A 25895-nucleotide genomic window follows, 5' to 3' on the forward strand; every position below is an offset into this window, starting at 1 on the left:
CGCCCGCCGCTCCATGTCCGCCACCCGTGCCCGCCGCTTCGATCTCATCGCCTTCGACTGGGATGGGACCCTGTTCGACTCCACCGCCATCATCGTGCGCTGCATCCAGGATGCCGTGCGCGACGTGGGCGGGCAGGTGCCCAGCGACCGCGACGCCGCCTGGGTGATCGGCATGGGGCTGATGGAGGCGCTGGCGCATGCCGCCCCCCACGTGCCGCGCGAAAAGCATGCGGAGTTGCGCGCCCGCTACGGCTACCACTATGCGCGCCACCAGAACGACCTGAGCCTCTTCGGGGGGGTGTTGCCGATGCTGGAGGACCTGCGCGCCTCCGGCCACCTGCTGGCCGTGGCCACCGGCAAGAGCCGGCGGGGGCTCGATGAAGTCCTGCACACGGTCTCGCTGCGGGGCATGTTCGACGGCTCCCGGACGGCCGATGAAACCGCCAGCAAGCCGCATCCCCTGATGTTGCACGAGTTGATGGCGGAATTCGGCGTGCCGCCCGAGCGGCTGCTGATGATCGGCGACACCACCCACGACCTGCAGATGGCCCGCTCGGCCGGCTGCGCCAGCGTGGGGGTGAGTTACGGAGCGCACGAGCCCTCCGGATTCCATGCGCTGGAGCCGCTGCATGTCGCCCATTCCGTGGCCGATCTGCACGATTGGCTGGTGCGCAACGGCTGATTGCCCGGTGTGCTGCTGGAGGATCGAACATGACCGACGCCCCGGGACCGGCCATTCCCCTGTGCCCGAGCGATGCCCTGCGGGAGGGCGGCGACGCCGTTCCATTCGATGTCGTGTGGGCCGGGCAGTCCTGCCGCGCCTTCGCCATCCGCTACCAGGGGCAGGTCCATGCCTACCTGAACCAGTGCACCCATGTGCCCATGGAGATGGATTGGCAGCCCAACCGCTTCTTCGATGACACCGGGAACTGGCTGCTTTGTGCCTCGCACGGCGCGGCCTACCGCCCCGACACCGGCGCATGCGCGGGCGGCCCCTGCCGTGGCGGACTCGTGAAGATCGCAATTTCGGAAGAGTCCGGAGTGGTGCGCTGGCATACTGGGTCCCAGTTGCAACCCGTGGAATTTTGAGACATCCCATGACCGATCCGACCCGGAAAGAACCCTCCGGCCTGGAAGCTGATCCGTCGCCCACGCCTGATCTGTGGGCCAAGAGTGCTCCTGAAAATATAGCTAAAGATGCGCCGTCCGCGACCGTGAAGGCCCCCGGCTGGGAGCGGGACGTGCTGGAAAAGCTCGTATTCGCCACCCTCGCCGAGCAGCGCTCCGCACGTCGCTGGCGTGTTTTCACCCGCATGGCGTGGCTGGTTTTCCTGGTCGCCGTGGCCTGGGTGTTGCTTGCGCGCGACGTTGCGGCGCCCAGCAAAAGCACGCCCCATACGGCCGTGGTGGACATCAAGGGCGAGATCGCGTCCGGTGCCGAGGCGAGCGCGGAATTCGTGGTCGCTGCCATGCGCAGCGCGTTCGAGGATTCCGGCTCCCAGGCCGTCGTGCTGCTCATCAACTCCCCGGGCGGCAGCCCCGTGCAGGCCGGCATCATCAACGACGAGATCATCCGGCTCAAGGCCAAGTACAACAAGCCCGTCTATGCAGTGGTCGAGGAAACCTGCGCGTCGGCCGCCTACTACATCGCGGCCGGCGCCGACCAGATCTTCGTGGACAAGGCCAGCATCGTGGGCAGCATCGGCGTGCTGATGGACGGGTTCGGCTTCACCGGCACGATGGAGAAGCTCGGCGTGGAGCGCCGCCTGCTGACGGCGGGCGAGAACAAGGGCTTCCTCGATCCATTCAGCCCGATGTCCGAGAAGCAGCGCACCTATGCGCAGACCATGCTCGACCAGATCCACCAGCAGTTCATCCACGTGGTGCAAAAAGGGCGGGGCGATCGCCTCAAGCCCACGGCGGACACGTTCAGCGGCCTGTTCTGGACGGGCCAGCAGGCCGTCGACATGGGGCTCGCCGACCACCTGGGCAACCTCGATTACGTGGCCCGCGAGGTCGTCAAGGCCGAGGACATCATCGACTACACGCGCCGGGACAACGTGGCCGAACGCCTGGTGAAGAAGTTCGGCGCCGCCATGGGCGAAACCGCCATCCGCGCCCTGGGTGCCAGCCTGCCGGCCGTGCGCTGAACGGGCAGGCTTCCCTCCAGCACAAAGAGGTGCCGCGGCGCCTCTTTTTCGTTGCCGCCGAGGCTGCCGGCCTCAACGCCCGATGGCGAACACCACGGGCGTGCGGCTGTCCAGCATCTCGGGCTGCTGGCGCCAGTGGCGCACGAGCTGGCTGGCCGTGCGGGCGCTGGCCAGGGTCAGGCCGCTGGCAAATGCCAGCCGGGTGTGGGGTTGCAGCGTCTTGACCAGGGCCTGCCACAGCGCTGGGTTGCGGTAGGGCGTTTCGATGAACAGCTGCGTCTGCCCCTGCCGCAGCGCCAGCGCCTCCAGTTCCCGGATGCGCTGCGCGCGCTGGGCCGCATCCTGAGACAGGTAGCCATTGAACGCGAAGTTCTGGCCGTTGAGGCCGCTGGCCGCCAGGGCGAGCAGCAGCGAGACGGGGCCGGTCAGCGGTTCCACGCGCACGCCGAGGTCATGGGCCGCGCGCACCACGGAACTGCCGGGGTCCGCCACGGCGGGCATGCCTGCCTCGCTGACCAACCCCATGTCGTGGCCTGCCATCGCCGGTCCCAGCAACGGGCCGGCATCGAAGCCGGCCGCGCCGCCCGAGGCGCCCTGGTGGTCCCCCTTCTTGTGGACCTCGCGTGGCAACTCGGTGATGGACTGTCCCTGCAGCGGTGCTGCCAGCGGATGGAGCGCATCGATGCGCTTGAGATAGGCGCGCGTACTCTTCGCGTTCTCGCAGATCCAGTGGGTGATACCTGCCGCCTTCCGCAGGGTGCCTGCGGGAAGCGCATCCTCCAGCGGCGCCTGTTCATCGCATCCGAAATCCAGGGGAGCCGGAACGAGATACAGCGTGCCGCGCTGCCGGGGTATGCCGGTCGCCTGGGGCGGGAGGGTGGGGTGGGCCTGCTCCGTCATGGCAGCACCAGGCCCGCGTCGCGCAGCATGCGGCAGGTGCGTATCAGCGGCAGGCCCACCAGTGCCGTGGGGTCGTCGCTCACGATGGCGTCCAGCAGGCTGATGCCCAGGCCTTCGCTCTTGGCGCTGCCCGCGCAGTCATAGGGCTGCTCGGCACGCAGGTAGCGCTCGATCTCCTCGTCCGTGAGATCCCGGAAGCGCACTTCCACCGGCGCGAGATCCGTGGCCTCGAAGCCCGTGGCAGCGCAGGCCACGGTCACGGCCGTCTGGAACACCACGGTCCGGCCGCGCATGCACTGCAGCTGGGCTACCGCCCTCTCATGGGTGCCCGGCTTGCCCAGCGGGGTGCCGGACAGGTCCGCCACCTGGTCGGAACCGATGACGACCGCATCGGGGTGGCGCAGGGCCACGGCGCGCGCCTTGGCCTGCGCGAGCCGCAGGGCCAGATCGCGTGGCGACTCGCCGGGGCGGGGGGTTTCGTCCACATCGGGCGCGGAAACGTCGAAAGGCACTCCCAGCCGGGCGAGCAGTTCGCGCCGATAGCGGGAGGTGGAGCCCAGTACCAGCGGGCGGAGAGGGGAGGCGGGGGCAGACATGGCGGCGATTCTCTTACACTGCCGCCATGACCAAGGAATTCTCTCCCCAGCGCCTCGACGTCAAGGCATTCGCGCAGGCGGGCGGTCATCTGTCCGGCCACGATTCGCTCCTGAAATACGAGCGGCTGGCGCAGGAGGCCAAAGGGCTGCACCCTGACCTGCTCGTGGACTGGACGGCCGATGGCGAAGTGCGGACCACGCACGGCATCGGCGGCCAGGTATGGCTGCGCCTGCGTGTGCGCGCTGCTTTCCCCATGACCTGCCAGCGCTGCCTCGGGCCGGTGGACGTCCCCCTGGAGGTCGATCGCGAGTTCCGGTTCGTCGCCGACGAAGCGACCGCCGAGGCGCTCGACGACGAGAGCGAGGAAGACCTGCTGGCCCTGAGCCGCGAATTCAACCTGCGCGAACTGATCGAGGACGAACTCCTCATGGCGCTGCCGCTCGTGCCCCGGCACGACGAATGCCCTTCCCCCGTGCGGATGGCCTCCAGCGATGAGGATTTCGAGGAGGCCAGCGCGGACAAGCCGAATCCCTTCGCGGCGCTCGCATCCCTCAAGACCGGCAAGCCTGGGGGTTGAAAAACCATTTGGGCTATAATCATGGGCTTCGCGCGAATCCCCTCGTGTCTTCAATGGGCTGATCGCGTTTTTACCAACCCACCCTTTCAAGACCAGGAGCCACCATGGCTGTTCAACAGAACAAAAAGTCCCCCTCCAAGCGCGGCATGCACCGTTCGCACAACGCCCTGAACGTGCCCGGCATCGCTGTCGAGCCCACCACCGGCGAAACCCACCTGCGCCACCACATCAGCCCCAACGGCTTCTACCGTGGCCGCCAGGTGCTGAAGAACAAGTCCGAAGCCTGATCTTCGCCCGCGCACCGAGGCCCGCTGCTACACATGCGGTAGCGCGGGCCTTTGTTTTGTCCGCTGTTTCTTTTTCCGGATCCCGCTCGCGTGCGATCCGGCGAGTCGCCCATGATCACACTGGCTGTTGACTGCATGGGGGGCGATCACGGCCCCCGCGTCACGCTGGCGGCCTGCCGCCAATTCCTCGAACACCATCCGCAAGCGCGGCTGCTGCTGGTGGGCCAGCCCGAGAGCCTGGGCGGGTTCGCGCACGAGCGCGCGCAGATCGTCCCGGCCAGCGAGGTTGTCACGATGGACGACCCCGTGGAGGTGGCCCTGCGCCGCAAGAAGGACTCCTCCATGCGCGTGGCGATCCAGCAGGTGAAGGACGGCGCAGCCCAGGTCGCCGTGTCGGCGGGCAATACCGGCGCGCTGATGGCGATTGCGCGCTACCTCCTGAAGACCCTGGACGGCATCGACCGGCCCGCCATCGCCACCCAGATGCCCAATGCCCGGGGCGGTGCGACCACGGTGCTGGATCTTGGCGCCAACGTGGATTGCAGCGCCGAGCACCTGTTGCAGTTCGCCGTCATGGGCGCGGCCCTGGTGTCGGCGCTGCACGAGGGCACGGAAGAACCCGCGGTCGGACTGCTCAACATTGGCGAAGAGGTCATCAAGGGCAACGAAGTCATCAAGCGCACCGGCGAGCTGCTGCGTTCCGCGGCCGAATCCGGCGACCTGAACTTCTATGGCAACGTGGAAGGCAATGACATCTTCAAGGGCACGGTGGACATCGTCGTGTGTGACGGTTTCGTGGGCAACGTGGCGCTCAAGGCCAGCGAGGGGGTCGCATCGATGATCGTCGGCGCGCTCAAGCAGGAGTTCAAGCGCGGCATCTTCACGAAAATCGCGGCAGTTGTGGCCTATCCGGTGCTATCTGCGCTGATGCGGCGCATGGACCACCGGCGCTACAACGGTGCGGCGCTGCTCGGGCTGCGGGGGCTTGTCTTCAAGAGCCACGGGTCGGCTGACATATTGGCGTTCGAGCAGGCTTTGATCCGCGCGTATGATGCGGCCCGCAACAACCTGCTCGATCGAGTCCGTTCGCGGGTTGCGCATGCCGCGCCCCTGCTGGGGCCCGCCGCCGCGCAGCCGTCGCCCTGACGGACCGTTTCGGGCCCCAATGAATGAGCCGTTATTCCCGCATTACAGGCACCGGCAGCAACCTGCCCCCGCGCCGTCTGACCAATGCCGACCTCGTGGCCGAACTGGCCGGGCGGGGCGTTGAGACCTCGGACCAGTGGATCGTGGAGCGCACGGGCATCCGCGCCCGGCATTTCGCCGAGCGGGACGTGTGCAGCAGCGATCTGGGGCTGGAGGCAGCGCGGCAGGCGCTGGATGCCGCGGGCGTGCAGCCTGCGGACATCGACCTCATCATCGTCGCCACGTCCACGCCGGACATGGTCTTCCCTTCCACCGCGTGCATCCTCCAGAACAAGCTGGGCGCCAATGGCTGCCCTGCATTCGACGTGCAGGCAGTGTGCAGCGGCTTCATCTATGCGCTGACGGTGGCGGATTCCATGATCCGCTCGGGCGCGGCCCGCCGCGCCCTCGTCGTGGGCGCCGAAGTGTTCAGCCGGCTGCTCGATTTCAACGACCGCACCACCTGCGTGCTGTTCGGCGACGGTGCGGGTGCCGTGGTCCTGGAGGCCTCCGAGACGCCCGGAATCCTTGCGAGCGACCTGCATGCAGACGGCAGGCACGTCGGCATCCTGTGTGTGCCGGGCAACGTGTACGGCGGCGAGATCCTCGGCGATCCGCTGCTCAAGATGGACGGCCAGGCCGTTTTCAAGCTGGCCGTGGGCGTGCTCGACAAGGCGGCCCGCGCCGTGCTGGACAAGGCCGGCCTGAAGGAGTCGGACGTGGACTGGCTGGTTCCCCACCAGGCCAACATCCGCATCATGCAGGGCACGGCCAAAAAGCTGGGCCTGCCGATGGACAAGGTGGTGGTCACGGTGGACCAGCACGGCAACACGTCGGCCGCATCCATTCCCCTGGCGCTCGACCATGCTGTGCGCTCCGGCCAGGCCCGCCCCGGCCAGAACCTGCTGCTCGAAGGCGTAGGTGGCGGCTTCACCTGGGGCGCCGTGCTGCTCACGCTCTGAGGCCTGCCGCGGCCCGCGCCGAAGCGTGGCCCCGGTGCCTCCCATGACCTGAATTTCCCTCATGACCACGAAGAACTTCGCATTCGTCTTTCCCGGACAGGGATCGCAATCCGTCGGCATGCTCGACGCCTGGGGCGGCCATTCCGCCGTGGCCGAAGCCGTCCAGGAGGCCTCCGACGCACTCGGCGAGGACATCGGCCGCCTGATCCATGAAGGCCCCAAGGAAATCCTGGCGCTGACCACCAACACCCAGCCCGTGATGCTGGTCGCCGGTGTGGCGGCCTGGCGCGTGTGGCTCGCGGAAGGCGGCTCGCAACCCGCTGCGTTGGCCGGCCACTCCCTGGGCGAATATTCCGCCCTGGTGGCCTCCGGCGTGCTCACACTGTCGCAGGCGGCTCCGCTGGTGCGGCTGCGCGCCGCCGCCATGCAGGAGGCCGTGCCCGTGGGCATGGGTGCCATGGCCGCCATCCTCGGGCTCGAATCGGCCAAGGTGGTGGAAGGCTGCGCCCAGGCCACCGCGGCCTTCGGCGCGGGCAGCGCGGATGTCGTCGAGGCCGTGAACTTCAACGACCCCGCCCAGACCGTCATCGCCGGCACCAAGGCGGGCGTCGAAAAGGCCTGTGAAATGCTCAAGGCCGCGGGCGCCAAGCGCGCGCTGCCCCTGCCCGTGTCCGCGCCGTTCCACTCCAGCCTCATGAAACCGGCCGCCGAGAAGCTGCGCGAGGCACTGGCCGGCCTGTCCCTGGCCGCTCCCCGCATTCCCGTGGTCAACAACATCGACGTGGCAGTGGCGCAGGAGGCGGACGCGATCCGCGATGCGCTCTACCGCCAGGCCTTCGGGCCCGTGCGGTGGGTGGAGTGCGTCGGCGCGCTCAAGGCACGGGGTGCCACCCACGTGATCGAGTGCGGCCCCGGCAAGGTGCTCACGGGCATGGCCAAGCGCATCGACGCGACCCTGGTGGCCGGCTCCGTGTACGACCCCGCATCCCTGCAGGAAACCCGCGAACTGCTGGCCTGAGACGGCTTCCCGGAGAGACACCATGACCCTTTCGAATTCTTCTGGCAACGCCGCCCGCATCGCCCTGGTGACGGGGGCCTCCCGCGGTATCGGTGCCGCCATCGCTGCCGAACTGGCGGCGCGGGGCTTCCGCGTCGTCGGCACGGCGACCACCGAGGACGGCGCGCAGCGCATCACCCAGGCGCTGTCCGCCCATGAGGGCTGCCGGGGCGCCGCCCTCGACGTGAACGACGCCGCCGCGCTGGATGCGCTGATTGACGGCATCGTGAAAGAGCAGGGCGGCCTGCATGTGCTGGTCAACAACGCCGGCATCACGCGCGACCAGATCGCCATGCGCATGAAGGACGACGACTGGGATGCCGTGCTCGACACGAATCTCAAGGCGGTGTTCCGCGCCTGCCGTGCCGTGATGCGGCCGATGATGAAGCAGCGCTATGGGCGTATCGTCAACATCACGAGCGTGGTGGGCGCCTCCGGCAATCCGGGCCAGGCCAACTACGCCGCAGCCAAGGCGGGCCTTGCCGGCATGACGCGCTCTCTGGCCCGCGAGCTGGGCAGCCGTGGCATCACGGTGAACTGCGTGGCCCCCGGTTTCATCCGCACCGACATGACCGCCGAACTCTCCGAAGAGCAGCACAAGGCCCTGCAGACGCAGATCCCGCTGGGCCACATGGGCCAGCCTTCGGACATCGCCAAGGCCGTCGCCTACCTCGCTTCGGACGACGCGGGTTATGTGACCGGCCAGGAGTTGCATGTCAATGGCGGCATGTACATGTAATTGATGAAAGTTGACGCCGGTTGTTCCGCCCGGCGGGCCATTTCGAGGTGTATCCCGATACGGCTAGAATCGCGGATTCATTCACAACCCCCAAAGGGAAACCATGAGCGATATCGAAGCACGTGTCAAAAAAATCATCGCCGAGCAACTCGGCGTGGAAGAGTCGCAAGTCACCAATGAAAAGGCTTTCGTGGCCGACCTGGGTGCCGACTCGCTCGACACGGTGGAGCTGGTGATGGCGCTGGAAGACGAGTTCGGCATCGAGATCCCTGACGAAGACGCAGAGAAGATCACGACGGTCCAGAACGCCATCGACTACGCGAACACCCACCAGAAGGCCTGAGCCTGCGGTCTCGCCTTCCCCTCGGATCGCCCTGCGGTCCGGTATCAGCACGAAAGAGTCTTAGCGCATGAGCCGTCGTCGCGTCGTCGTGACCGGCCTGGGTTGCGTCAGCCCCGTCGGTAACACGGTGGCGGAAGCCTGGGCCCGAATCCTTGCCGGTCAGTCCGGCATTGGCCTCATCACCAAGTTCGATGCTTCGAACTTTGCCTGCAAGATTGCCGGCGAGGTCAAGGATTTCGACCTGAATGCCTATATCAGCGCCAAGGATGCGCGCACGATGGACAGCTTCATCCACTACGGCATCGCCGCGGCGGAGCAGGCCGTGCGCGATGCGGGCCTGCCTGTGGACGAAGCCCTGGATGAGGAGCTGGCCACCCGGATCGGCTGCATCATCGGCTCGGGCATCGGCGGTCTGCCGCTGATCGAGAACACGCATGCGGAGCTGGAGAACCGCGGCCCGCGCCGCATCACTCCCTTCTTCGTCCCAGCGTCCATCATCAACATGGTGGCGGGGCATGTTTCCATGCGCTTCGGTTTCAAGGGGCCGAATCTCTCGGTGGTCACCGCCTGCACCACGGGCCTGCACTGCATCGGCGAGGGCGCCCGCAAGATCGAGTACGGCGACGCCGACGTGATCGTCGCGGGCGGCACGGAATCCACGGTCTCGCCCCTGGGCGTGGGCGGGTTCGCCGCCATGCGTGCGCTGTCCACGCGCAACGACGATCCCGCCACGGCATCCCGTCCGTGGGACAAGGACCGCGACGGCTTCGTGCTGGGCGAGGGTGCAGGCGTGCTGGTGCTGGAAGAGTACGAGCATGCGAAGGCCCGCGGCGCGAAGATCTATGCCGAACTGTCCGGCTATGGCATGAGCGCGGACGCCGGCCACATGACCGCCCCCAGCATGGACGGCCCGCGGCGTGCCATGCTGTCGGCCCTGCGCAATGCCGGCATCAATGCCGACGAGGTCGATTACCTGAACGCACATGGCACTTCGACGCCCCTGGGCGATCTGAACGAGACCAATGCCATCAAGGCGGCGCTGGGTGACCATGCCCGGAACATGGTGGTGAGCTCGACGAAGTCGATGACCGGGCACCTGCTCGGCGGTGCCGGCGGCATCGAGAGCGTGTTCACCGTGCTGGCGCTGCACGACCAGAAGGTGCCCCCCACCATCAACATCTTCGAACAGGATCCGGAGTGCGATCTGGACTACTGCGCCAATACCGCGCGGGACATGAAGATGGATGTCGCGGTGAAGAACAATTTCGGCTTCGGCGGCACCAACGGCACGCTGGTCTTCCGGCGCATCTGACGGCGGCTGAACCGCCGTCACGGCTTCGAGGCACCCTGCATCCATGGCCGATTCCGCGCGGGAGGAGTTCCTCGCTCCGGTATTGCGCCATCCGGCAGGCGCGGGGTACCGGGTTCGCGGCTGGGTACTCGGGGCCGGTCTCGCAGGCTTCGCAGCGTGTTCGGCCTGGGCCCTCGCCGGAAGTGGCGGGTCCGCCTGGACTGCTGCCTGCGGGCTGGTGCTGTGGGGCGTGGTCCTGCTGCAGGGCTGGCATGCGGTATCCCGGTGGCCGTCCGGAGTTCTGGCATGGGATGGGCTGCTGTGGTCCCTGGACCGTGGCAGGGCGCATCCCCCGGTATGCGGGCGTCTCGAGGTTGCGCTGGATCTGCAGCGATTCCTGCTGGTGCGTCTCGTGGGCCAGGATGGCCGGCGGGCATGGCTGGGCCTCGAGCCGGGCCGCCAGGCCGCCGGATGGGCTGCGCTCCGCCGTGCGGTATATTCGCGCCCCAGACGGGAGCCCGCAGCCCTGGGGCCGACGATGCCCCCTGCTCATCGCCTCGATGCGTGAGCTCACGAATACATGAACGCTTCCCTGCCCCCGCCTTCCCCTGCCGACAGCGACCTCCAGCTCGTGGAGCGCACCGTGTCCGGCGACCAGCGGGCCTACGGGCTGCTGGTCGTGAAGTACCAGCGCCGCATCGAGCGCCTCATCGGCCGCATGGTGCGCGACTCGGACCTGGTGCAGGACATCGCCCAGGAAACCTTCCTGCGTGCTTACCGTGCGCTGCACCAGTTCCGCGGAGAAGCGCAGTTCTACACCTGGCTCTACCGCATCGCGGTCAACACGGCGAAGAAGGCCTTGATGGACATCAAGCGCAATCCGGTCATTTCCGAGAACGCATTGCGCGGCGGAGAGGACGAGGATGAAACTTCCCGTATCGGACACGAACTAACCACCGACGAAACGCCGGAAACCGTGATGGCCGCGCAGGAGATCGCCGCGGCGGTCAACACGGCCATGGAAGCGTTGCCGGAGGATCTGCGCCAGGCGGTCACGCTGCGCGAGATCGAAGGCCTGACCTATGAGGAAATCGCCGAGGTGATGCAGTGCCCCATAGGAACGGTGCGGTCGAGGATATTCCGTGCCCGGGAGGCGATTTCCGCCCGGGTGCGGCCTTTGCTGGAAAAGCAGACAGGCAAGCGCTGGTGATGCAGGTGTGCCCGGGAGGCCGGGGCAGCGTGCCGGCCCAAGGACGATAGCAGGTGAGAAGCATGAAAGACGATCCGACAATGCGTGAGCAGCTTTCCGCGCTGGCCGACGGCGGCATCGGCGAGGCCGAGTGGAGCGACACCTTCGCTTATGCCCAGACCGCCGAAGGCCAGGAGGCCTGGGCCGTCTATCACCTGATCGGCGACGTGCTGCGCTCCCCGGAGCTGGCCCGTCCTGGAAGTGCCGCGCTGGCCGATAGCGTGATGGCCCGGTTGGCACGGGAAGAGCGGCCGGCCGCCGAGGTGGCCCTGCCGGACGCTGCGGTCCCGCTGGTTGCTGCCGTCCAGGCCCAGGGCGAGGCGGCGAATGCCGCCGTGTTCCGCTGGAAGATGGTCGCCGGGCTCGCATCGCTGGCCGCGGTCGGCGTGCTGGGCTGGAGCGGCCTGTCCGGCGGGCTGTCGGCCGGTGGCGAAACCCGGCTGGCCGCAGTACCGTCCCGCCTGGAGGCGCCGGCCGCCACGACGCTGGTGTCCGCGACCGATCCCGCAGGTGAACCGCAGGTGATGCTGCGCGATCCGCGCCTGGACGAACTGCTGGCAGCGCACCGCCAGTATGGGGGCGCTTCCGCGCTCCAGATGCCGGCAGGTTTCCTGCGCAATGCCACCTTCGAGACACCCCAGCGCTGAGCGCTTGCAACACCGGAGATCGGGATTGGCAGGTACGCGCAACGCCGGTGGCTGGTGGAAGTGGGCCCGGTGCAGCCACCGGGTGAAGGCCATGGCGGGCCTGGCGGTATGGCTGGCATGTGCCCCGTGGCCCGGCGCCTGGGCAGGCACCGGGGACAGCAGCGGCAGCGCCGCGGCCCGGGCTGCATCGTCGGCCGCTTCCGCCCCGCAGGTCCGCGCCGAGATCGACGACTGGGTGGAGCGCATCCACCGGGCATCGCGCGAGCAGAGCTACCGCGGGAGCTTCGTGGTCTGGTCTTCCGCAGGGGGCATGACCAGTTCGCGCATCTGGCACGCCACGGACGGCAAGGTGCAGATCGAACGCATCGAGGCCCTGGATGGCTCGCCGCGCACCGTGTTCCGCAGGGACGATCTGGTGCGCACTTTCCTGCCGCGGGCTCAGGTGGTGAAGGAAGAGCGGCGGGACATGCCGGGCCTGTTTCCCCATCTGCCACAGGCGGAAAGCAGTGCCGTGCTGCGCAATTACCGGGCGCGGTTCCTCGGCAGCGACCGGGTGGCGGGCCAGGATGCCAGCATCCTGTGGCTGGAGCCCAGGGATGGATTGCGCTTCGGCTACCGCATCTGGATGGCGCAGCCGAGCGGCCTGGTCGTCAAGCTGCAGACTTTGGGCCTGCGCGGCCAGGTGCTGGAGCAGGCAGCGTTCTCGCAGATCGATTTCGACACCCCCCCCACTGTGCCGCAGCTGGCGGCGCAGATGGACGATACCCGCGGGTTTCGGCTGCTGGCCGTTCCGCTGCTAAAGACGACAGCGCGGGAAGCCGGGTGGCAGCTGAGCCGGCCCGTGGCCGGGTTCGTCCCTGGCGATTGCTACAAGCGGGATCCGGCCGTGCTGGCCAGAATGCCCATGCCGCCCCTGCAGTGCATTTTCTCGGACGGCCTGGCAACGGTGTCCCTGTTCTTCGAGCCCTACGACGCCGCGCGCCATGCCGGTGAGCCGCGGCGCATGGACATGGGCGCCACCCAGACCCTCGCCCAGCGGGTGGGCGGCGGCTCCACCTGGCTCACTGCCGTGGGCGAGGTGCCGCAGGAGACCCTGCGGCAGCTGGTGGAGCAGATCGAGCCCGTGCGTTGATCCGCGCGTGGCCGGTGAAGTGCCGGCCGTGGCGCAGGGAACCAAACACGGCCTTGTCCTTCACACCTTCGCATGCGTTTTTGCACAACATCGACGACTTTGCCCCGAAAAGAAAGAAAGGTCTTTCATGTTCCCCATGCCGTGTAACCCATCGCGTTTCCGGACACTCGTCCGCTCCCTCGCTGCCGCCGGAGCCGTCGCCCTGGTCCCCGCCGGTGCGCTGCACGCGCAGGCCGCCACGGCCAGCCCGACGCCGGTGGTGCAGGGATTGCCGGACTTCACCGATCTGGTGGACCAGGTCGGCCCGGCGGTGGTGAACATCCGGACCATCGAGAAGGCGCCCGACCGTTCCGCCACCAACGGCATGGACGAGGAGATGCTGGAGTTCTTCAAGCGCTTCGGTCTGCCCATGCCGGGCGGTCCGCGCCAGCAGCGCCCCCAGCGGCCCGATGACGAGCAGCCGCGCGGCGTGGGTTCCGGCTTCATCCTCACCTCTGACGGCTACGTGATGACCAACGCCCATGTGGTGGAGGGCGCGCAGGAAGTGCTCGTCACGCTGACCGACAAGCGGGAGTTCAAGGCCAAGATCGTGGGCTCGGACAAGCGCACCGATGTGGCGGTGGTGAAGATCGACGCCACGGGGCTCCCCGCGGTGAAGGTCGGCGACATGAATCGGCTGCGCGTCGGTGAATGGGTGATGGCCATCGGCTCGCCGTTCGGCCTCGAGAACACGGTCACCGCCGGCATCGTGAGCGCCAAGCAGCGCGACACGGGCGACTACCTGCCGTTCATCCAGACGGATGTGGCCATCAACCCCGGCAATTCGGGCGGCCCGCTCATCAACATGCGTGGCGAGGTCGTGGGCATCAACAGCCAGATCTACTCGCGTTCCGGCGGATTCATGGGCATCTCCTTCGCCATCCCGATCGATGAGGCGATCCGGGTGAGCGACCAGCTGCGGGCCACGGGGCGCGTCACCCGCGGGCGCATCGGCGTGCAGATCGGCCAGGTCACGAAGGATGTGGCGGAATCGATCGGCCTGGGCAAGACGCAGGGCGCGCTGGTCACGGGCGTGGAAACCGGTTCGCCGGCCGACAAGGCTGGCGTGGAGGCCGGCGACATCATCACCCGCTTCGATGGCAAGAGCATCGAGAAGATCTCCGACCTGCCGCGCCTGGTGGGCAATACCAAGCCCGGCAACAAGAGCACCGTGACGGTGTTCCGGCGCGGGGCCACGAAGGAGCTGCCCATCACGGTGGCGGAGGTGGAGCCCGACGACAAGCCGGCGGCCGCAGCCGGAGACCGCGGCGCGAAGCCCAAGGCATCGCCCGCCGCCCTGCAGCTCGGCCTCGCGGCCGCCGACCTGACGGATGCGCAGAAAAAGGAACTGAAGGTCAAGGGCGGAGTGCGCGTGACGGGCGTGACCGACGCGGCGGCCAGGGCAGGCCTGCGGGAGGGCGACGTGATCCTGGGGGTCGCCAACACCGAGGTCTCCAGCATGAAGGACTTCGATGCCGTCCTGGCCAAGGCAGACAAGTCCAAGCCCATCAATGTGCTGTTCCGCCGGGGTGACTGGACCCAGTACGCCGTCATCCGCCCGAGCCGGTAAGACACGGCAATGACAGGCAAAGGCCCCATCCTGGAGTGGGAATTGGGGCCTTTTCACGGCCTGGGGATCTCCCTCTGGGCAGGGGTCTTGGTCATACCGGCAGAGGAAAAAAGTTCTATCTATGCATTTGGATAGAATGCTGCAGGTTTTCAGCGGCATGTCTGCATATGCGAAGCCGGTAACATCACCATATGGGATCGCTCCTTTTCATGCACAGGTGTTCCACAGATCGCCCACAAGTTGTTCTCATGATGTGCCGGGATATTGTGAATAAGCTGTGCATAAATACTGCGTTGCAGGGTGGCAACGCGCCCTGCGGGTCATGACGCGGGCTTTCCCTGTCGGCCTTTTTGCCTACAATGAAGCTCCAACCATCGCAGTTGCCAAAGATTGTTGGTTCAGGGCGCGTCACCACTTGACGCGCCCTTTTTTCTTGTGCGCGCCGTTCTAATTCAACTACTTGTCGCTTCTCGTTGATGAATCACATCAGAAATTTTTCGATCATTGCGCACATTGATCACGGCAAATCGACGCTCGCCGACCGCCTGATCCAGCGCTGCGGCGGCCTGGAAGAGCGCCAGATGGAAGCACAGGTGCTCGATTCGATGGACATCGAAAAAGAGCGTGGGATAACCATCAAGGCCCAGACCGCTGCGCTGCAATACAAGGCCAGGGACGGGCAGGTCTACAACCTCAACCTGATCGACACGCCCGGCCACGTGGACTTCTCGTACGAGGTCTCGCGTTCGCTGTCCGCCTGCGAGGGCGCACTGCTCGTGGTCGATGCCTCGCAGGGCGTCGAAGCCCAGACGGTGGCCAACTGCTACACCGCGCTGGACCTCGGCGTGGAAGTGCTGCCCGTGCTCAACAAGATGGACCTGCCGCAGGCCGATCCGGACAACGCCAAGGCCGAGATCGAGGACGTGATCGGCATCGATGCGACGGATGCGATTCCCTGCTCCGCCAAGACCGGCATGGGCATCGACGAGATTCTCGAGCTCATCGTCGCCAAGGTGCCTGCGCCGCGCGGCAATCCCGATGCGCCGCTGCGGGCCATGATCATCGACAGCTGGTTCGATCCCTACGTGGGCGTCGTGATGCTGGTGCGCGTGGTCGATGGCCGGCTGCTCAAGGGCGAGCGCTTCAAGATGATGGCCTCGGGCGCTGCCTACAACGCCGACAACCTGGGCGTCTTCACTCCGGCCAACGAGCCGCGCGATGCGTTGAATGCGGGCGAGGTGGGCTACATCATCGCCGGCATCAAGGAGCTCAAGGCCGCGAAGGTGGGCGACACCATCACGCTGGAAAAGAAGCTGCCCAACAACCTGGGGCCGGCCGAACAGGCCTTGCCCGGCTTCAAGGAAATCCAGCCGCAGGTGTTCGCGGGCCTGTACCCGACCGAGGCCAGCGAATACGACCAGTTGCGCGACGCGCTGGAGAAGCTGCAGCTCAACGATGCCTCGCTGCATTTCGAGCCCGAGGTGTCGCAGGCGCTGGGCTTCGGCTTCCGCTGCGGCTTCCTGGGCCTGCTGCACATGGAGATCGTGCAGGAGCGCCTGGAGCGCGAGTTCGACCAGGACCTGATCACGACCGCACCCAGCGTGGTCTATGAGGTGGTCAAGGGCGACGGCGAGGTCATCATGGTGGAGAACCCCTCCAAGATGCCCGACCAGGGCCGCATCCAGGAGATCCGCGAGCCGATCGTCACCGTGCATCTCTACATGCCGCAGGAATACGTGGGCCCGGTGATGACACTGGCCAACCAGAAGCGCGGCGTGCAGCTGAACATGGCCTACCACGGCCGCCAGGTCATGCTGACGTACGAACTGCCGCTGGGCGAGATCGTGCTGGACTTCTTCGACAAGCTGAAGTCGGTGTCGCGCGGCTATGCGTCCATGGACTACGAGTTCAAGGAGTACCGCGCCTCGGACGTGGTGAAGGTGGACATCCTGCTCAACGGCGAGAAGGTCGATGCGCTGTCCATCATCGTCCACCGCAGCCAGTCGGCCTATCGCGGCCGCGCGGTGGCCGCCAAGATGCGGGAGATCATCAGCCGGCAGATGTTCGACGTGGCGATCCAGGCGGCCATCGGCGCGAACATCATCGCGCGCGAGACCATCAAGGCCCTGCGCAAGAACGTGCTGGCGAAATGCTACGGGGGCGACATCACCCGCAAGCGCAAGCTGCTCGAGAAGCAGAAGGCGGGCAAGAAACGCATGAAGCAGATCGGTTCCGTCGAAGTGCCGCAGGAAGCCTTCCTGGCCATCCTGCAAGTGGAGGAGTGATCCGATGCAAGCCATGCAATATGTGACCGCCGCGATCCTGGCGGCCTTCGTGGGTTACGTGGGCGCCTGGTACGTGGGCGCCATCGAAGGCAATTTCGCGCTGCTGCTGCTGCTGGCGACGGTGGTGACCGGCGCCTACTGGCTGGCCGAGCGCTTCATCTTCCTGCCACGGCGCCGCCGTGCGGCCCAGGCTATCGAGGAGGCAGCCGTGCAGCGGCGCGCCGAGCTGGACCGCATGGGCATCGCCAAGGTGGACGGCGACGTGCAGGAGGCGAAGGACCGCATCCTGATGCAGCCGTGGTGGCTGGACTGGACGGCGGGGCTCTTCCCGGTGATCGCCATCGTCTTCGTGCTGCGCTCGTTCCTCTTCGAGCCGTTCAAGATTCCCTCCGGATCGATGATCCCGACCCTGCTGGTGGGCGACCTGATCCTCGTGAACAAGTTCACCTACGGCATCCGGCTGCCGGTGATCAACAAGAAGATCACGCAGGGCACGCCGCCCCAGCGGGGCGACGTGATGGTGTTCCGCTATCCGCCGCAGCCCAGCATGGACTACATCAAGCGCGTGGTCGGCGTGCCGGGCGACGAGATCGCCTACCTGAACAAGCGGCTCACGGTGAACGGCAAGCCGGTCGAGACCACGGCGCTGCCCGATTTCCTCGACGAGGACACGATGCGCTACTTCAAGCAGTACGACGAGCACCTGGGCGCCAAGCCGCACCGCATGATCAACAACCCGGACGTGCCGGCATTCATCCAGGGGGCCAGCGACTATGCCTTCCGCGAGAATTGCCGCTACAGCGTGGAAGGGGTGGTGTGCAAGGTGCCCGAGGGCCACTATTTCATGATGGGCGACAACCGCGATAATTCGCTCGATTCACGCTATTGGGGCTTCGTGCCCGACGCGAACATCGTCGGCAAGGCCTTTTTCGTGTGGATGAATTTCAGCAACCTGAAGCGCATCGGCGGTTTCCAGTAGCGGCTTGCCGCGGGCCGCGGCGCTCCCCAATACATACCTAAGAAGAGGGTCCGGACCATGGGTCTGCATCAGCACCACCTGCCTCGCTCCGCATCGAACACCCCGCGGGCGGTCCGGCGATCCCGCCAGCGCGGCCTGTCCTTCATCGGCCTGGTGTTCCTCGCCGTGTTCGCGGTGGCGGTATTCGCCGTCGGCGGCCAGTCCGTGCCCATCTTCCTGGAGTACCAGGCCATCCGCAAGGCGGCCGCCAAGGCAGCGCGCGAGGCATCCACGGTGCCGGAGGTGCGGGCCTCCTTCGACCGGGCAGCCACCATCGACAACATCAGCTCCATCAGCGGCAAGGACCTCGAAGTGACGAAGCGCAACGACAAGATCGTGGTGTCCTTCAGCTACTCGCGAGAGATCGCGCTCGTCGGCCCTGCCTACCTCGTGTACCGCTTCCACGAGCAGACCAACTGATCCTTTTCTACCTTCCTTCTCCGTTTTGGTTTCACCCAGCCTTTCCGCGCTGCAGGACCGCCTGCAGCATGCCTTCTCCGATCCATCCCTGCTGCAGCGGGCCATCACGCACCGCAGCTTCTCGGCCGACCACAACGAACGCCTGGAGTTTCTCGGCGATTCGGTGCTGAATCTGGCCGTATCGAGCCTGCTCTACCAGCGCCTGCGCGACCTGCCGGAAGGCGATCTCTCCCGGGTGCGGGCCAACCTGGTGCGCCAGGAAGCCCTGCACGGCCTGGCCCTGGGCCTGCAGCTGCCGCAGGTGCTGCGCCTGGGCGAAGGCGAGACGAAGTCCGGCGGCAAGCAGCGCCCGTCCATCCTGGCCGATGCCCTGGAAGCCCTGATCGGGGCCGTCTACCTGGATGCCGGCTACCAGTGCGCAGAGGCACTGGTGCATCGGCTCTACCAGGACGTGGAGATCAATCCACGCATGCAGGCGGCCGAGAAGGATGCCAAGACCGCATTGCAGGAGTGGCTGCAGGGCCGCAAAATGAAACTGCCGCAGTACCGCGTGGTCGCCACCGTGGGGGCCGCCCACCGGCAGACCTTCGACGTGGAATGCGATATCCCGGAACTGGGCCTGACCGAGCGCGGCATCGGCGGATCGCGGAGGGCGGGCGAACAGGCTGCCGCCGCCGCCATGCTGGCCACCCTGAAAGCGAAACACCCATGAACTCCTCTCCCCCCCCGCTCCCGGCGCACCCCAGGACGACCTGGAGGCCATGCTGGCGGCGGCACGCCCCGGCGCGGCCGCGCCGGGTGCAGGTTCCGGTGCGCAGGAGACCCCGGCGGCCCTGGGCCCGCAACGCTGCGGGCTCATCGCCATCGTGGGCAAGCCCAATGTCGGCAAGTCCACCCTCATGAACGCGCTGGTGGGCCAGAAGATCAGCATCACCTCGCGCAAGGCGCAGACCACCCGCCACCGCATCACCGGCATCCGCACCCAGGGCGCGACGCAGTTCGTGTTCGTCGATACGCCGGGCTTCCAGACCAAGCACAGCACGGCGCTCAACAAGTCGCTCAACAAGACGGTGATGGGCGCGATCGGCGACGTGGATCTCATCCTCTTCGTGGTCGAGGCCGGCAGCTTCACGCTGGCCGACGCCAAGGTGCTGTCGCTGTTCAAGCCCGGCATCCCCACGCTGCTCATCGCCAACAAGCTCGATACCGTGCACCGCCGTGCGGAGATCGCCCCGTGGCTCAAGGGCATGCAGGAGCGGCATCCGTTCGCGGAGTTCGTGCCGATGTCGGCCAAGAACAAGGGCGACATCGAGCGCCTCTTCGGGATCTGCGAGAAGTACCTGCCCGAGCAGCCCTGGTGGTATGCCGAGGATGAGCTGACGGACCGCAGTGAGAAATTCCTCGCGAGCGAGACCGTGCGCGAGAAGCTGTTCCGCTTCACCGGCGACGAGCTGCCCTACACCTCCACCGTGGTGATCGACAAGTTCGAGGAAGAGCCCAGCAAGACGCACAAGCGCTTCGTCCGCGTCGCGGCGACGATCGTCGTGGAGCGCGATGGCCACAAGGCCATGGTGATCGGCGAAAAGGGCGAGCGCCTCAAGCGAATCAGCACCGACGCCCGCATGGAACTCGAGAAGCTGCTGGGCGCCAAGGTGTTCCTGGAGGTCTGGGTCAAGGTGCGTTCCGGCTGGGCGGACGACGAGGCCCGGGTGCGGTCCTTCGGGTATGAGTGACGAACACCCCCCTGAGGCGCTGCGCGCCTGCCCCCCTCTCCTGCGGGAGGGGGGACGACGCCAGCGGCCCGGCGAAGCCGGTTCCGCGGCGTCTGCTGGCGTGGCCTGCTCCGCGGCCTTCTGAAGGATGTGGGCCGCGCCGGTTTCATGCGCCGTGGCCCTTGCCGGAGGGCCATGGATGTGCGTTGATCGGCATCACGACCTTCCGCATGGAAGTCTGCCCCGTCTCTCCGCATTCGCGGACCCTTCGCAGAAATAGTCGCCCTCCATGGCCGCACGCCGCATTTCCGACGAACCCGCCTATGTGCTGCACCGCTACGACTGGAGCGAGTCCAGCCTGATCCTGGATGTGTTCACGCGCCACCATGGGCGGGTGGCGCTGGTGGCCAGGGGGGCGAAGAAGCCGACGTCCAATTTCCGGCCCGTGCTGCTGCCGCTGCAGCCTTTGCGCGTCACCTATACGCTGAACGGCGAGGGGCGGGAGGAGGTGCATGGGCTCAAGGGGGCCGAGTGGGTGGGCGGACACGTCATGCCGACGGGCGACGCGCTGCTTTCGGGCCTGTACCTCAATGAATTGCTGATGCGGCTTCTGGCGCGCGAGGATACGCATGCCGCGCTGTTCGATGCCTACGCCGGCGTGGTGCGGGTGCTGGCGAGCGAGCATGGCGACGCGCTGGAGCCCGTGCTGCGCAGCTTCGAGTTGCTGCTGCTGCGCGAGATCGGGCTGCTGCCCGCGCTGGATGTGGAAACGTCCACGCTAGCTCCGCTGGCTGCGGCGGCCCGTTATGCGCTGGTGCCGGAGGCCGGCCTGCGGCCGGCCCTTCCGTCGGACCGCAGCACGCTCGGCGGTGCGCAGTGGCGCCAGCTGGAGCGTTCGCTGGGCGACGCCCAGCCCTACACGGCCACGTTGCGTGCGATCGTGGCGGGGATTGCCGCCAGCGCTTCTCCGGCCGCGGATCTCAAGCCGCAGCTGCGTGCCCTGCTGCAATACCATTGCGGCAGTCCCCTGCTGCGGACGCGGCAGCTCATGATCGATCTCCAATCCCTATGACCCAGCATTCCGTGCGTACTGCCCTGTCGGTGAACGTCAACAAGGTGGCCCTGGTGCGCAATACGCGCCACCTGGGCATTCCCAGCGTGGAGCGCGCCGCGCTGCTGTGCCTGGAGGCGGGCGCGCAGGGCATCACCATCCATCCGCGCCCGGACGGGCGCCACGTCCGCGCGGGCGACGTGCCCGCGCTGGCTGCGCTCCTGCGCCAGTGGCCGGACCGCGAGTTCAACATCGAGGGCAATCCGTCGCAGAACCTCATGGAGTTCATCCGGGCCGTGCGGCCGCACCAGGCCACCTTCGTCCCGGACGGCGAGGACCAGTTCACCAGCGACCACGGCTGGAGCTTTCCGCAGGACGCCGAGCGCCTGGCGCCCCTGGTGGCCGAATGCCGCGGGCTGGGCGTGCGCGTGAGCCTGTTCATGGATGCGGAGCCGGCGCAGATGGCTGCCGCGCGTGCCGTGGGTGCCGACCGGGTGGAGCTCTACACCGAACCCTATGCCGCGGCCTGGGGCACGCCTGCGCAGGAGGCACAGCTCGTGCGCTACGCGGAAGCGGCCCGGGCGGCGCTGGATGCCGGGCTGGGCGTGAACGCCGGGCATGATCTCAACCGGGACAATCTCGCGGCCTTCGTGGCGCGCGTGCCGGGCCTGATGGAGGTGTCGATCGGGCATGCCTTCGTCGCGGATGCACTGGAACTGGGCTACGCCGCCACCGTGCAGGCCTACCAGCGCTGCATCGATGCCGGCATGGCGCAGAGGCAGGCCGGCGCATGATCTACGGCATCGGCACCGATATCTGCGATGTCCGCCGCATCCGGGCGAGCCTGGAGCGGCATGGGGACCGTTTCGCCGAAAAGGTGCTCGCGGCCGGCGAACTGGACACCTGGCGCGAACGCAGCGCGCGCTGGCCCGAGCGCGGCGTGCGCTATCTGGCCACGCGCTTTTCCGCCAAGGAGGCTTTCAGCAAGGCGATCGGCATGGGCATGCGCATGCCCATGACCTGGCGCGACTGCGAGGTGGCCAAGCTGCCCAGCGGCCAGCCCGTCATCGTGCTGCACGGTGCGCTCAAGGCCTGGTTCGAGTCGCAGGGGCTGCGCTGCCACCTGAGCGTCACCGACGAGAGCGACTATGCGGCGAGCTTCTGCGTGGTGGAGCGGGGGGATCCGGGCGAGGGCGCCCGCCCGGATGCCGCGCAACCCCCTCCGGCCTGAGCCGCATTGCTCCCGTCCCTCGTTTCTTTTTGCGCACGTACTTCCGTTTCCTGCATGACTGCCCACATCGAACACGCACCCGTCATCCTCGACATCGCCGGCACGGCGCTCACTGCGGCCGACCGCAGGCGCCTGGCCCATCCGCTCACCGGGGGCATCATCCTCTTCGCCCGGAACTGGGAAAGCCGCGCGCAGATGCTGGGGCTCACGGCCTCGATCAAGGCCGTGCGGGACGACCTGCTCATCTGCGTGGACCACGAGGGGGGCCGGGTGCAGCGCTTCCGCACCGACGGTTTCACCCACCTGCCGCCGATGCGTGCACTGGGCGCCCTGTGGATGGACGACGGCCGCCAGGGCCCGGGTGGCGGCGCGATGCGCGCGATGGATGCCGCCAGCGCCGTCGGCTACGTGCTGGCCAGCGAGTTGCGCGCCTGCGGCGTGGATTTCTCGTTCGCACCGGTGCTGGATCTGGATTGGCCGTCTGGCGGGGACGGGGCCGCAGGCAGCGCCTCGGCGAGCAGCGTGATCGGCGACCGGGCCTTCCACCGGGACCCGCGCGTGGTGGCGATGCTGGCCAAAAGCGTGGCGCACGGCATGCTCAAGGCAGGCATGGCGCACTGCGGCAAGCATTTCCCGGGACACGGCTTCGTCGCGGCCGACTCCCATACCGACATACCCGTGGACCGGCGTACCCTGGGCGCGATCCTGGCCGATGACGCCGCGCCGTATGCCTGGCTGTCGAACACGCTGACCGGCGTGATGCCGGCGCATGTCATCTATCCGCGTGTGGACCGGCTTCCGGCGGGGTTTTCGCGCCGGTGGTTGCAGGACGTCCTGCGCCAGCGCCTGCGGTTCAGCGGAGCGGTGTTCAGCGACGATCTCAGCATGGAAGGCGCCCGCCGCATCGATGGCGATGCGGTGGACTTCGCGACCGCCACGCTCGCGGCGCTCGATGCCGGCTGCGATCTCGTGCTGTTGTGCAACCAGAGCCTGGTGGGCGAGGGACGCGAGCAGGGCAGAGCGCTTGACGACGTGCTCGATGCGCTGGAGCGTGCACGCGGCGAAGGGCGCTGGCATCCCAGCCCGGACAGCGAGGCCCGCCGGCTCGCCCTGCTTCCACAGACGCTGCCCCATCCCTGGGACGAACTCATGCTGGAGCCGGATTACCTGCGGGCGCTGGACTGCCTGCCTTGACGCCAGATTGTTTGTAACCAAGTGATTCGCGCCCCGCGCGCGGCTTGTTTTTCGTAACAAGCCGGGGCGCATGGGAAAACACTGCCGTGGAGGGCCATGGCATCGCCGCAGGCCGGACACATCGGGCTACACATGGCGTCAACGCGTGCCCAAGCATGGCGTTACGGACAGCAAGCAGTGCCCGCGGCCATGAGGGCGGCGCGGCCCTTGCCGGAGGTCTTCCCATGGTGCGTGATCCTGCTCTCCCTGACGTCGCCGTCTCCATCCGGCCCCACCGAGCCGTATTGGGCACGGCCATCACCTGCATCGCGGCCGCATGTGCGCTGGCCGGCTGCGATCGGGTCACCACTCCCACTCCCCAGGCGGCTGCCAGCGTGCCCGCTCCGGAGCCCGCGGCCGCCGCGCCTGCCGCCGCATCCGCGCCCGCCGCGGTGCCGGTGGCCTACACGCCGCCATCCGCAGACGTCCTCTACCAGATGGTGGCCCCGATCGCCCTCTATCCCGACAAGCTCGTGGCCCAGGTGCTCGCCGGCGCAACCTACCCGGACCAGGTCTCTGCCGCTGAAACCTGGCTCGGCCAGAATCCGGGGCTCAAGGGCAGTGCCCTGGTGAGTGCGGTGGATTCCCTGCCCTGGGATCCCAGCGTGAAATCCCTGACGGCGTTTCCCAACGTGCTGGAGCAGATGGCTTCCAACCTGCCCTGGACGACTGCCCTGGGCAAGGCCTATTACCATGATCCTGCCGACGTGATGAACGCCATCCAGGCCATGCGTGCCCGCGCCGCCCATGCCGGTACGCTGAAGAGTTCACCGCGCCTGCGCGTGGCGACGGTGGAAGCCCGTTCCCTGCCGCCGCCGCTGCCGCCGTCCCAGGCGCCCGTGGCGCTGTACCAGGGGCCGGCGGTGGTCGCGCCCCCACCCACCGTCATCACCATCGAGCCCGCCGAGGTGCAGACGGTTTACGTGCCGCGCTATGACCCGGCCGTGGTGTATGGCACGCCGGTGCCCGTGTATCCCAGCTACCGCTGGGCCGTGCCGGTGCAGCCTGCACCCGTGGCGGTCGTCGCGGGGCCGGACCCCGTGGCCGTAGGCGCGCTGGCCTTCGGTGCCGGTGTCCTGGTGGGCGCGCTGGCCAGCAGCCACCACCATGGCTGGGGATGGAACGACTGGAATCTGCACTGGGGGCCTCCGCCTCCGCCGCCGATCGCCTGGGGTCCCGCGCCGCCACCGCCCGCCTGGGGGCCCGCGGTGGTGTACCGCGGAGCCACCTACGTGTCGAACTCACCCACGGTGATCGAGAACATCCATAACCGCATCACGGTGAACAACCGCAATGTCTATGTGAATGCCCCGGGCCAGCCGCCGGGCCTGCCTGCGCCGGGTACGCCTGCCATGGGGTTCGCCGGCGGGCCGGGCGCACCCGTGCGCGCTGCCATGGCGCCGCCGATGGGCCCGAACGGGCCGCACGGCCAGTCGCTGGCCGCGGCGCTGCAGGACAGCCACGCGGCAGGGCAGCGTCCCATGCCGTTCGAGCAGCGCCACATGCAGGCACCGCCACTGCCCGGCGACCGGAGCGGCTTCCACCCATCCCAGGCCCTCATGCAGGGCCCGGGCGGGGCACCGATGCCGGTGGCGCCGGGCCAGCCCGCCGCTGCGCACGCTTTCGCCCAGCCGGGGGCAGCGGCCGCGCCCGGTGCGCCGCGCCCATTGTCCGCGGCGTTCCAGGACAGCCGCGCCGGCCATGGCACGCGTCCCATGGAACCTCAGCGTCCCCCGGAGCTGCAGCGTCCCGCCGAACCGCAACATGCCGCCGAACCCCGGAACAACCCGGCGGCACCGGCCATGGCGTCCGCCATGGGCCTGGCTCCGGCAGGACAGCAGCCGCGGCCGGAGAACGGGCATGCCCATGGCGCCATGCCCGAGAACCGGAACCAGCATGCCGCCTTCGGGGCGCCTCCTTCCGCCATGCCGGCTCCGTCGCAGCGCCCGCAGATGCCCACGGATATGTCGATGGCCCATGCCCTGCAGCAGCCTCGCCAGATGGCGGCGCCTGCTCCGCACATGCAGCAGCAGCCCATGCATGCCGAGCCGCGCAGCATGCCGGTTGCGGCCATGCATGCGCCGCAGCAGCCTGCACCGCGGCCGGCCATGCACGAGGCCATGCGGGAATCCCGGCCCGCGCCGCAGCAGCAGTCTCCGCACCACGGAGGCGGGCACAGGCCGCACGAAGGCGGCTGAGGTGCTGAATGGAGGGCAGCGG

Annotated in this window: 27 protein-coding genes; 25 read left to right on the forward strand and 2 right to left on the reverse strand. The window is 67.7% G+C overall.

What is annotated here, in order from left to right; translation table 11 throughout:
• Window positions 1-13 precede the first annotated feature (13 nt).
• Genes ACGHC0_RS06065 through ACGHC0_RS06075 form a run of 3 tightly spaced genes read left to right on the forward strand, consistent with a single transcriptional unit; the run spans window position 14 to window position 2150 of the window.
• Window positions 14-682, forward strand: coding sequence for an HAD-IA family hydrolase (locus ACGHC0_RS06065; protein ID WP_368354436.1), 669 nt, complete (start codon window positions 14-16; stop codon window positions 680-682).
• A gap of 29 nt (window positions 683-711) precedes the next feature.
• Complete coding sequence (locus ACGHC0_RS06070) at window positions 712-1089, forward strand: Rieske (2Fe-2S) protein (RefSeq protein WP_368354437.1); 378 nt, start codon at window positions 712-714, stop codon at window positions 1087-1089.
• An 8-nt stretch (window positions 1090-1097) separates the two neighbouring features.
• Window positions 1098-2150: a S49 family peptidase gene (locus ACGHC0_RS06075; protein ID WP_368354438.1), complete on the forward strand. Its 1053-nt coding sequence runs from the start codon at window positions 1098-1100 to the stop codon at window positions 2148-2150.
• Between the two features lie 72 nt (window positions 2151-2222).
• Here ACGHC0_RS06075 and ACGHC0_RS06080 read toward each other — a convergent pair whose 3' ends face one another.
• Complete coding sequence (locus tag ACGHC0_RS06080; protein WP_415267696.1) at window positions 2223-3050, reverse strand: SAM-dependent methyltransferase; 828 nt, start codon at window positions 3048-3050, stop codon at window positions 2223-2225.
• A complete protein-coding gene (locus ACGHC0_RS06085) occupies window positions 3047-3646 on the reverse strand; it encodes a Maf family protein (RefSeq protein WP_415267697.1) in 600 nt (199 codons plus the stop codon). The genes ACGHC0_RS06080 and ACGHC0_RS06085 overlap by 4 nt, the downstream gene beginning before the upstream one ends.
• Window positions 3647-3672: 26 nt before the next feature.
• Between ACGHC0_RS06085 and ACGHC0_RS06090 the strand changes: the two genes are divergently transcribed.
• The 22 genes from ACGHC0_RS06090 to ACGHC0_RS06195 all read left to right on the forward strand — a co-directional run bounded on the left by ACGHC0_RS06090 (window position 3673) and on the right by ACGHC0_RS06195 (window position 25873).
• Window positions 3673-4224: a YceD family protein gene (locus ACGHC0_RS06090; protein WP_368354441.1), complete on the forward strand. Its 552-nt coding sequence runs from the start codon at window positions 3673-3675 to the stop codon at window positions 4222-4224.
• A gap of 104 nt (window positions 4225-4328) precedes the next feature.
• Window positions 4329-4511, forward strand: a complete 183-nt coding sequence (gene rpmF, locus ACGHC0_RS06095) for a 50S ribosomal protein L32 (protein ID WP_005794249.1) — start codon at window positions 4329-4331, stop codon at window positions 4509-4511.
• 111 nt (window positions 4512-4622) lie between these two features.
• Window positions 4623-5657 (forward strand): phosphate acyltransferase PlsX, encoded by a 1035-nt coding sequence (gene plsX / locus ACGHC0_RS06100; RefSeq protein WP_368354442.1) that lies wholly within the window; start codon window positions 4623-4625, stop codon window positions 5655-5657.
• Window positions 5658-5680: 23 nt separating this feature from the next.
• Window positions 5681-6658: a beta-ketoacyl-ACP synthase III gene (locus tag ACGHC0_RS06105; RefSeq protein ID WP_368354443.1), complete on the forward strand. Its 978-nt coding sequence runs from the start codon at window positions 5681-5683 to the stop codon at window positions 6656-6658.
• Between the two features lie 61 nt (window positions 6659-6719).
• On the forward strand, window positions 6720-7676 hold the full coding sequence (fabD, locus tag ACGHC0_RS06110) for an ACP S-malonyltransferase (protein ID WP_415267698.1): 957 nt from the start codon (window positions 6720-6722) through the stop codon (window positions 7674-7676).
• Between the two features lie 22 nt (window positions 7677-7698).
• Window positions 7699-8454, forward strand: coding sequence for a 3-oxoacyl-ACP reductase FabG (gene fabG / locus ACGHC0_RS06115; protein WP_368354445.1), 756 nt, complete (start codon window positions 7699-7701; stop codon window positions 8452-8454).
• Window positions 8455-8557: 103 nt separating this feature from the next.
• On the forward strand, window positions 8558-8797 hold the full coding sequence (gene acpP / locus ACGHC0_RS06120) for an acyl carrier protein (RefSeq protein ID WP_003058049.1): 240 nt from the start codon (window positions 8558-8560) through the stop codon (window positions 8795-8797).
• A gap of 67 nt (window positions 8798-8864) precedes the next feature.
• A complete protein-coding gene (fabF, locus tag ACGHC0_RS06125) occupies window positions 8865-10109 on the forward strand; it encodes a beta-ketoacyl-ACP synthase II (protein WP_368354446.1) in 1245 nt (414 codons plus the stop codon).
• Between the two features lie 559 nt (window positions 10110-10668).
• Entirely contained in the window at window positions 10669-11298 is a 630-nt protein-coding gene (gene rpoE / locus ACGHC0_RS06130) for an RNA polymerase sigma factor RpoE (protein WP_013593661.1), read from the forward strand.
• Between the two features lie 62 nt (window positions 11299-11360).
• Window positions 11361-11984 carry a sigma-E factor negative regulatory protein gene (locus ACGHC0_RS06135; protein WP_368354447.1) on the forward strand — a complete coding sequence of 208 codons (624 nt, stop codon included), beginning with the start codon at window positions 11361-11363 and terminating at the stop codon, window positions 11982-11984.
• A 91-nt stretch (window positions 11985-12075) separates the two neighbouring features.
• The gene (locus ACGHC0_RS06140) at window positions 12076-13116 is read left to right on the forward strand and encodes a MucB/RseB C-terminal domain-containing protein (protein WP_405045356.1); all 1041 of its coding nucleotides are present in this window, start codon (window positions 12076-12078) and stop codon (window positions 13114-13116) included.
• A 127-nt stretch (window positions 13117-13243) separates the two neighbouring features.
• Window positions 13244-14725, forward strand: coding sequence for a DegQ family serine endoprotease (locus tag ACGHC0_RS06145; protein WP_415267699.1), 1482 nt, complete (start codon window positions 13244-13246; stop codon window positions 14723-14725).
• A 476-nt stretch (window positions 14726-15201) separates the two neighbouring features.
• Window positions 15202-17010: a translation elongation factor 4 gene (gene lepA, locus ACGHC0_RS06150; protein WP_368354450.1), complete on the forward strand. Its 1809-nt coding sequence runs from the start codon at window positions 15202-15204 to the stop codon at window positions 17008-17010.
• Between the two features lie 4 nt (window positions 17011-17014).
• Window positions 17015-17989 (forward strand): signal peptidase I, encoded by a 975-nt coding sequence (gene lepB / locus ACGHC0_RS06155; protein WP_368354451.1) that lies wholly within the window; start codon window positions 17015-17017, stop codon window positions 17987-17989.
• A gap of 57 nt (window positions 17990-18046) precedes the next feature.
• A complete protein-coding gene (locus ACGHC0_RS06160) occupies window positions 18047-18448 on the forward strand; it encodes a DUF4845 domain-containing protein (RefSeq protein ID WP_368354452.1) in 402 nt (133 codons plus the stop codon).
• Window positions 18449-18473: 25 nt separating this feature from the next.
• The gene (rnc, locus tag ACGHC0_RS06165; RefSeq protein ID WP_019703684.1) at window positions 18474-19160 is read left to right on the forward strand and encodes a ribonuclease III; all 687 of its coding nucleotides are present in this window, start codon (window positions 18474-18476) and stop codon (window positions 19158-19160) included.
• A gap of 49 nt (window positions 19161-19209) precedes the next feature.
• A complete protein-coding gene (era, locus tag ACGHC0_RS06170) occupies window positions 19210-20181 on the forward strand; it encodes a GTPase Era (protein WP_415267700.1) in 972 nt (323 codons plus the stop codon).
• Window positions 20182-20449: 268 nt separating this feature from the next.
• On the forward strand, window positions 20450-21232 hold the full coding sequence (gene recO, locus ACGHC0_RS06175) for a DNA repair protein RecO (RefSeq protein ID WP_415267701.1): 783 nt from the start codon (window positions 20450-20452) through the stop codon (window positions 21230-21232).
• On the forward strand, window positions 21229-22005 hold the full coding sequence (locus tag ACGHC0_RS06180; protein ID WP_368354455.1) for a pyridoxine 5'-phosphate synthase: 777 nt from the start codon (window positions 21229-21231) through the stop codon (window positions 22003-22005). Before recO ends, ACGHC0_RS06180 begins: the two co-directional genes overlap by 4 nt.
• Window positions 22002-22442 (forward strand): holo-ACP synthase, encoded by a 441-nt coding sequence (gene acpS / locus ACGHC0_RS06185; protein WP_368354456.1) that lies wholly within the window; start codon window positions 22002-22004, stop codon window positions 22440-22442. The genes ACGHC0_RS06180 and acpS overlap by 4 nt, the downstream gene beginning before the upstream one ends.
• Window positions 22443-22496: 54 nt before the next feature.
• Window positions 22497-23636, forward strand: coding sequence for a beta-N-acetylhexosaminidase (gene nagZ / locus ACGHC0_RS06190; RefSeq protein ID WP_415267702.1), 1140 nt, complete (start codon window positions 22497-22499; stop codon window positions 23634-23636).
• A gap of 224 nt (window positions 23637-23860) precedes the next feature.
• A complete protein-coding gene (locus ACGHC0_RS06195; RefSeq protein WP_368354458.1) occupies window positions 23861-25873 on the forward strand; it encodes a DUF3300 domain-containing protein in 2013 nt (670 codons plus the stop codon).
• The last annotated feature ends 22 nt before the right edge of the window (window positions 25874-25895 follow it).

Source organism: Acidovorax sacchari, assembly GCF_042847045.1.
Taxonomy (GTDB): domain Bacteria; phylum Pseudomonadota; class Gammaproteobacteria; order Burkholderiales; family Burkholderiaceae_C; genus Paracidovorax; species Paracidovorax sacchari.

What these genes read in the sequence shown, in the direction of transcription:
- ACGHC0_RS06065 (WP_368354436.1), top strand. Translation starts at nt 14, where the DNA reads ATGTCCGCCACCCGTGCCCGCCGCTTCGATCTCATCGCCTTCGACTGG.
- ACGHC0_RS06070 (WP_368354437.1), top strand. Translation starts at nt 712, where the DNA reads ATGACCGACGCCCCGGGACCGGCCATTCCCCTGTGCCCGAGCGATGCC.
- ACGHC0_RS06075 (WP_368354438.1), top strand. Translation starts at nt 1,098, where the DNA reads ATGACCGATCCGACCCGGAAAGAACCCTCCGGCCTGGAAGCTGATCCG.
- ACGHC0_RS06080 (WP_415267696.1), bottom strand. Translation starts at nt 3,050, where the DNA reads ATGACGGAGCAGGCCCACCCCACCCTCCCGCCCCAGGCGACCGGCATA.
- ACGHC0_RS06085 (WP_415267697.1), bottom strand. Translation starts at nt 3,646, where the DNA reads ATGTCTGCCCCCGCCTCCCCTCTCCGCCCGCTGGTACTGGGCTCCACC.
- ACGHC0_RS06090 (WP_368354441.1), top strand. Translation starts at nt 3,673, where the DNA reads ATGACCAAGGAATTCTCTCCCCAGCGCCTCGACGTCAAGGCATTCGCG.
- rpmF (WP_005794249.1), top strand. Translation starts at nt 4,329, where the DNA reads ATGGCTGTTCAACAGAACAAAAAGTCCCCCTCCAAGCGCGGCATGCAC.
- plsX (WP_368354442.1), top strand. Translation starts at nt 4,623, where the DNA reads ATGATCACACTGGCTGTTGACTGCATGGGGGGCGATCACGGCCCCCGC.
- ACGHC0_RS06105 (WP_368354443.1), top strand. Translation starts at nt 5,681, where the DNA reads ATGAGCCGTTATTCCCGCATTACAGGCACCGGCAGCAACCTGCCCCCG.
- fabD (WP_415267698.1), top strand. Translation starts at nt 6,720, where the DNA reads ATGACCACGAAGAACTTCGCATTCGTCTTTCCCGGACAGGGATCGCAA.
- fabG (WP_368354445.1), top strand. Translation starts at nt 7,699, where the DNA reads ATGACCCTTTCGAATTCTTCTGGCAACGCCGCCCGCATCGCCCTGGTG.
- acpP (WP_003058049.1), top strand. Translation starts at nt 8,558, where the DNA reads ATGAGCGATATCGAAGCACGTGTCAAAAAAATCATCGCCGAGCAACTC.
- fabF (WP_368354446.1), top strand. Translation starts at nt 8,865, where the DNA reads ATGAGCCGTCGTCGCGTCGTCGTGACCGGCCTGGGTTGCGTCAGCCCC.
- rpoE (WP_013593661.1), top strand. Translation starts at nt 10,669, where the DNA reads ATGAACGCTTCCCTGCCCCCGCCTTCCCCTGCCGACAGCGACCTCCAG.
- ACGHC0_RS06135 (WP_368354447.1), top strand. Translation starts at nt 11,361, where the DNA reads ATGAAAGACGATCCGACAATGCGTGAGCAGCTTTCCGCGCTGGCCGAC.
- ACGHC0_RS06140 (WP_405045356.1), top strand. Translation starts at nt 12,076, where the DNA reads ATGGCGGGCCTGGCGGTATGGCTGGCATGTGCCCCGTGGCCCGGCGCC.
- ACGHC0_RS06145 (WP_415267699.1), top strand. Translation starts at nt 13,244, where the DNA reads ATGTTCCCCATGCCGTGTAACCCATCGCGTTTCCGGACACTCGTCCGC.
- lepA (WP_368354450.1), top strand. Translation starts at nt 15,202, where the DNA reads ATGAATCACATCAGAAATTTTTCGATCATTGCGCACATTGATCACGGC.
- lepB (WP_368354451.1), top strand. Translation starts at nt 17,015, where the DNA reads ATGCAAGCCATGCAATATGTGACCGCCGCGATCCTGGCGGCCTTCGTG.
- ACGHC0_RS06160 (WP_368354452.1), top strand. Translation starts at nt 18,047, where the DNA reads ATGGGTCTGCATCAGCACCACCTGCCTCGCTCCGCATCGAACACCCCG.
- era (WP_415267700.1), top strand. Translation starts at nt 19,210, where the DNA reads ATGCTGGCGGCGGCACGCCCCGGCGCGGCCGCGCCGGGTGCAGGTTCC.
- recO (WP_415267701.1), top strand. Translation starts at nt 20,450, where the DNA reads ATGGCCGCACGCCGCATTTCCGACGAACCCGCCTATGTGCTGCACCGC.
- ACGHC0_RS06180 (WP_368354455.1), top strand. Translation starts at nt 21,229, where the DNA reads ATGACCCAGCATTCCGTGCGTACTGCCCTGTCGGTGAACGTCAACAAG.
- acpS (WP_368354456.1), top strand. Translation starts at nt 22,002, where the DNA reads ATGATCTACGGCATCGGCACCGATATCTGCGATGTCCGCCGCATCCGG.
- nagZ (WP_415267702.1), top strand. Translation starts at nt 22,497, where the DNA reads ATGACTGCCCACATCGAACACGCACCCGTCATCCTCGACATCGCCGGC.
- ACGHC0_RS06195 (WP_368354458.1), top strand. Translation starts at nt 23,861, where the DNA reads ATGGTGCGTGATCCTGCTCTCCCTGACGTCGCCGTCTCCATCCGGCCC.